The 5,114-nt window shown below is 43.5% G+C and carries 2 protein-coding genes and 1 pseudogene; all 3 read right to left on the bottom strand.

Features of this window, described 5'->3' with window-relative positions; genetic code table 11:
• Positions 1-153 precede the first annotated feature (153 nt).
• On the bottom strand, positions 154-279 hold the full coding sequence (locus tag FTV31_RS17435; RefSeq protein WP_253144109.1) for a KGW motif small protein: 126 nt from the start codon (positions 277-279) through the stop codon (positions 154-156).
• A gap of 314 nt (positions 280-593) precedes the next feature.
• Positions 594-4,427, bottom strand: coding sequence for a phosphoribosylformylglycinamidine synthase (gene purL / locus FTV31_RS15375; protein ID WP_180015617.1), 3,834 nt, complete (start codon positions 4,425-4,427; stop codon positions 594-596).
• Positions 4,428-5,007: 580 nt separating this feature from the next.
• Positions 5,008-5,114: pseudogene (locus tag FTV31_RS15370) on the bottom strand (IS982 family transposase); the annotation flags it as partial.

Here is a 5,114-nt window from a genome sequence, read left to right as displayed (position 1 = left end):
TGAAATACGGTATTCTGATGTGACAAAACCTGAATCCTGGTCGTTAAAGTGTTTGTTTGCACTCATATTTTAACTGTTAGGACTCAGGTTTTTTTATTTAAAGCAAACTATGGGACAGCAGTGACCTCTCGGTGGCTTTTTTAAATCTGTTGATCAAGAACCCTGTAGCAAATAACTACCTACCAAGAACAGTACCTGTAAGCCAACAACAAAACCAAATAACCACCAACCTTTCTGACGTAATTCTGTTCTATCCATTATTCTGAGCGTCTTAGCCATGTCATCACCTCATTCTTGAGTGTTGATACTGAACTGATCTATACCATCTTTCCTTTAAAGTGCATAAATATTGTGCATTATTTACACAATATCACTTCTATGCAGATATAAAAGCAAAATCTAAACCAGTTCAGCGGGAGAAAATTAAATAAATGTTTCAAACTGCTTAAAAAGCAAAAAGCCACCCACTGGTGGCAATTGATGAAGCTAGTCTAAACAAAAGTAAATGATTTTTCTAGTTTTACTAATTTCCCATAAGTTCAAATTATAAAAAAGGGCCGCTGCTGCGACCCTTTTTTTGAAGCTAAATCAGATTAACCAATAAATTTGCGAGCATTACGGAACATGCGTAACCATGCACCGTCCTGATCCCAGTCTTCTGGTTTCCAAGAGTGCTGGATCGCACGGAAGTTACGCTCAGGGTGTGGCATCAAGATAGTCGCACGACCATCTTTCGAAGTTACACCAGAGATCCCTTCAGGCGAACCATTCGGGTTCAATGGATATTGCTCAGTCGCATTACCTTGGCTATCCACATAACGCATGATCACCTGGTTATTGGCATTCAATGCAGCAATGCTTTCAGCTGATGCAACCACACGACCTTCACCATGTGCCACAGCGATTGGAAGAATTGAACCTTCCATACCTTCCAGCAATACAGAATGAGATTTCTCTACACGAACATTGACGCTACGTGCTTCAAATACTTCTGATTTGTTGCGATGGAAACGAGGCCAAGCATCTGCACCTGGAATCAGTGGAGCCAATTGAGACAACATCTGACAACCGTTACAGATCCCTAAAGAGAAAGTTTCCTGACGGTTAAAGAATTTCTCGAACTGGTCACGAAGTTGCTGATTGAACAATACTGATTTCGCCCAGCCGCCGCCTGCGCCTAATACGTCACCGTAAGAGAAACCACCACAAGTGACCAGACCTTCGAAGTCATCCAGGCTGATACGACCAGCCAGAAGATCGCTCATGTGTACGTCAACAGTATTGAAGCCGACTTTGTCGAATGCTGCTGCCATTTCTACATGACCATTCACACCCTGTTCACGCAAAATTGCCATATTTGGACGACGTGAATTGATGTACGGCGCTTCGATTTGCTCGTTCAGATCAAATGTCGGTTGAGCAATCAAACCTTTGTGCGATTTGTCAGTAACCAACGCAAATTCTTGATCTGCAGTTTCTACGTTGTCACGCAGACGCTGGATTTGATGAGAAACTTCAGTCCAAGCCACTTGCAGGTCAGCACGTTCCAGTACCAGACCATTTACAGATAACTGGTCAGAGTTGTTCACTGTACCTACTACAGAGATCGCATCTTTCAGAGTAGAAGTCGCGATTTCTGCTTGTAATGCTTCCCAATCTGCTTTCGCGATTTGCAGAACTGCACCGATTTCTTCAGCGAACAATGCTTCAACTGATTGGTCTTCTAGCGCTACGCCTAGACGTGCAGCAAACATCATTTCCGCAACAGTTGCCAGTAAACCACCATCACCGATGTCATGGTAAGCCTTGATCAGACCACGGTTGTTCCAGTCTTGAACCAGTGCGAAGAATGCTTTGAAGTCATCAAAGCTGTCGACATCAGGAGTCACTGAACCAATTGCTTTGTATACCTGAGCCAAGATCGAACCGCCTAAACGGAACTGACCTTTAGATAGATCAATACGAACCAGTACAGATTCAATATTTTTCAGCTCAGGGGTTAATGTCTTACGAACATCAGTTACAGGTGCAAATGCAGTGATCACGCCTGACATTGGAGAAGTAACAGATTTGTCTTCGCCTTCGTCATTCCAGGTGGTACGCATTGACAATGAGTCTTTACCGACTGGAATTGCGATGCCCAGTGCAGGGCACATTTCCATACCAATGGCTTTTACACCTTCGAACAATGCTTGGTCTTCGCCCGGTTGACCTGCAGCAGCCATCCAGTTTGCAGACAGTTTGATGTCGCTGATTTGATCAATCTTCGCAGACATAATATTTGAGATCGATTCAGCAACTGATAAACGTGCAGAAGCCGCTGGGTTTAACAATGCAACTGGTGGACGTTCACCCATTGCCATTGCTTCACCTGTGTAACCGACAAGGCTGGTTGTTGTTACTGCAGCATCAGCCACAGGAACCTGCCATGGACCAACCATCTGGTCACGTGCCACCATACCGGTAATCGAGCGGTCACCAATAGTGATCAGGAATGATTTAGAAGCGACTGTTGGGTTCTTGATCACGCGATAAATCGCATCTTTCAGATCAGTCACTTTAGAGGCATCAAAGTCATCGCCTTTACGTGCAGTAGTTTCATATGAACGGCTCATACGTGGTGTTCCGCCAAGCATCACTTGCATTGGCATATCCACTGGCTTGTTGCCGAACAATGGATCTTCAACGGTTAAATGACGCGCTTCAGTTGCTTCACCCAATACCGCAAACGGACAACGTTCACGCGCACAGATCGATTCGAATAAAGGTAGAGATTCTGGACGGATCGCCAGTACATAACGCTCTTGCGCTTCGTTTGACCAGATTTCCATTGGCGACATGCCTGGCTCAAGCGATGGGATCTTACGCAGATCAAGCACCGCACCAAGCTCATGGTCATTTACCAGCTCGGGCATCGCATTCGAGATACCGCCCGCACCGACGTCATGTACAGAAACGATTGGGTTTTCATCTTCCATACGCCAGCAAGTATCAATCACTTCCTGACAACGGCGTTCCATTTCCGGGTTTTCACGTTGTACAGAAGCGAAGTCCAGGTTTTCACCCAGTTTACCGCTGTCTACAGATGATGCAGCACCACCGCCAAGGCCGATCAGCATTGCTGGACCGCCAAGCACGATCAGTAGATCGCCTGGTTGAATCGCATCTTTTTCAACGTGGTCCGGACGGATGTTACCGTAACCACCCGCGATCATGATTGGCTTATGGAAACCTTTCACTTCACCATTGACGTTTTGTTCGAAAGTACGGAAATAACCAGTCAGCGCTGGACGACCAAATTCGTTGTTAAACGCTGCGCCCCCCAATGGACCTTCAATCATGATCTGCAATGGAGATGCCATACGTGACGGTTTGCCGTAGTTTTCTTCCCAAGGCTGTTCGAAGCCAGGAATATTCAGGTTAGATACGGTGAAACCCGTTAAACCAGCTTTCGGTTTACCACCACGACCAGTCGCGCCTTCGTCACGAATCTCACCGCCTGAACCAGTTGCTGCACCGGCAAATGGTGCAATCGCTGTTGGGTGGTTGTGAGTTTCCACTTTCATCAGGATGTGTGCGGCTTGGCTCTTGTATTTATAAACGTGTTGACCGTTATCTTCTTGAGTTGGGTAAAAGCGTTGTGTGTCAAAACCAACAATCACCGATGCGTTGTCTTTATAAGCTGACAATACGTCTGTTGGTGATTCTTTATAGGTATTTTTGATCATCTGGAACAACGACAATGGCTGAACTTCACCATCAATCGTCCATTCAGAACCGAAGATTTTATGACGGCAATGTTCAGAGTTTGCCTGAGCAAACATCATCAGTTCGATGTCGTTCGGGTTACGACCCAGTTTGGTAAATGCTTCTGTCAGGTAATCAATTTCCTGTTCAGACAGCGCAAAACCGAATTCATTATTGGCTTTTACCAGTGCTTCTTTACCTTGACCCAGGATATCAATCGAGTTCAAAGGTTTCGGCGCAGTTTCAGTGAATAATACTGCGGCATCTTCAATCGCATTGAAAACGCTTTCAGTCATGCGGTCATGCAAGATCTGTAATGCTTCTTTAGAAAGCTCTTTTTCGCCCTTCAAAGTAAACAAAACACCGCGTTCTAAACGATGAACCGGTGTATTACAGTTGGCAAAAATATCAGTTGCCTTTGATGACCATGGTGAAATCGTGCCGACACGCGGTGTCACCAGAATCTGGATTTCATCACTTGCAGTCTGGTGCAGTTCAAATGATTGACCATCGTTGAGAAGCTGTAAAGCGGATTGCTGTTGTTGCTCGTTGAGCGCTTGGTCAAAAAGATAAACAAATTGACTTTCTAGTGATTGAACAGAACTAATTGACGATAAACGTGTGAGTAGTTGAGCTTTCTTAAAAGAAGAATGTGCAGGTGCACCGGCAACGATAAACATGCTGATTTTGGCTCCACGGGATGATCGAGCGACCATGCCACAATGTGACTTGAGAGAGCGCATATTCTACTGTGAAATATATAAATCGGCTAGAGAGGAAATGAGAAAACTCAAGCGAAAACCTATAGCATTTTATAAATAATGCTTTTATTTTCAGATAAAAAAATTGAATGTAGTCGCACAGCTTAACACAATTTGTTAAAGAAAAATTAAAACCCGTCAAGAATAATTCAACTTAAAAATTTTGTATTATTTTTCAACACTATTGATCATATCAAGCGGTTTAAAATTTAATCTCAATTTTTAATAAAAATGAGCCAACAATTGACTTCTTTATTATTTCTTGATCAAAAATAGGTAGCTGCGCTGCTTTTCACCACCTGTCTGAATCATGATCAACTATATTAAATATTCAGTCCACAGACTAAGATTTACTTTCTATCAAAATTATTGCTCTATAAAAAACAGGCCGTTTGACCTGTTTTTTATTTCAGCTCATTCTTGTAAGCATCTGCTCAGTTATGAAATTCGATAATTCATCAGAAATAGCTTAGGCAGTTTTATTTAACCCGGATCCTGCTTAAGCCGATGATTCCTTAATTTGAATTGTTGGCTTATTTTGATGGGTTAATTGATATGCACATAGTGAGGCGTAAATTCCACTCAGAAATCCATGAAGACTACGTG

This window comes from Acinetobacter sp. YH16031, assembly GCF_013417335.1.
Lineage (GTDB): Bacteria > Pseudomonadota > Gammaproteobacteria > Pseudomonadales > Moraxellaceae > Acinetobacter.
The sequence above is the reverse complement of the archived record's forward strand: the minus strand, read 5'-3'. Positions and strand labels throughout refer to the sequence as shown.

Excerpts from the sequence above, each read along its gene's own strand:
- FTV31_RS17435 (WP_253144109.1), bottom strand. The coding sequence starts at position 279 with ATGGCTAAGACGCTCAGAATAATGGATAGAACAGAATTACGTCAGAAA.
- purL (WP_180015617.1), bottom strand. The coding sequence starts at position 4,427 with ATGTTTATCGTTGCCGGTGCACCTGCACATTCTTCTTTTAAGAAAGCT.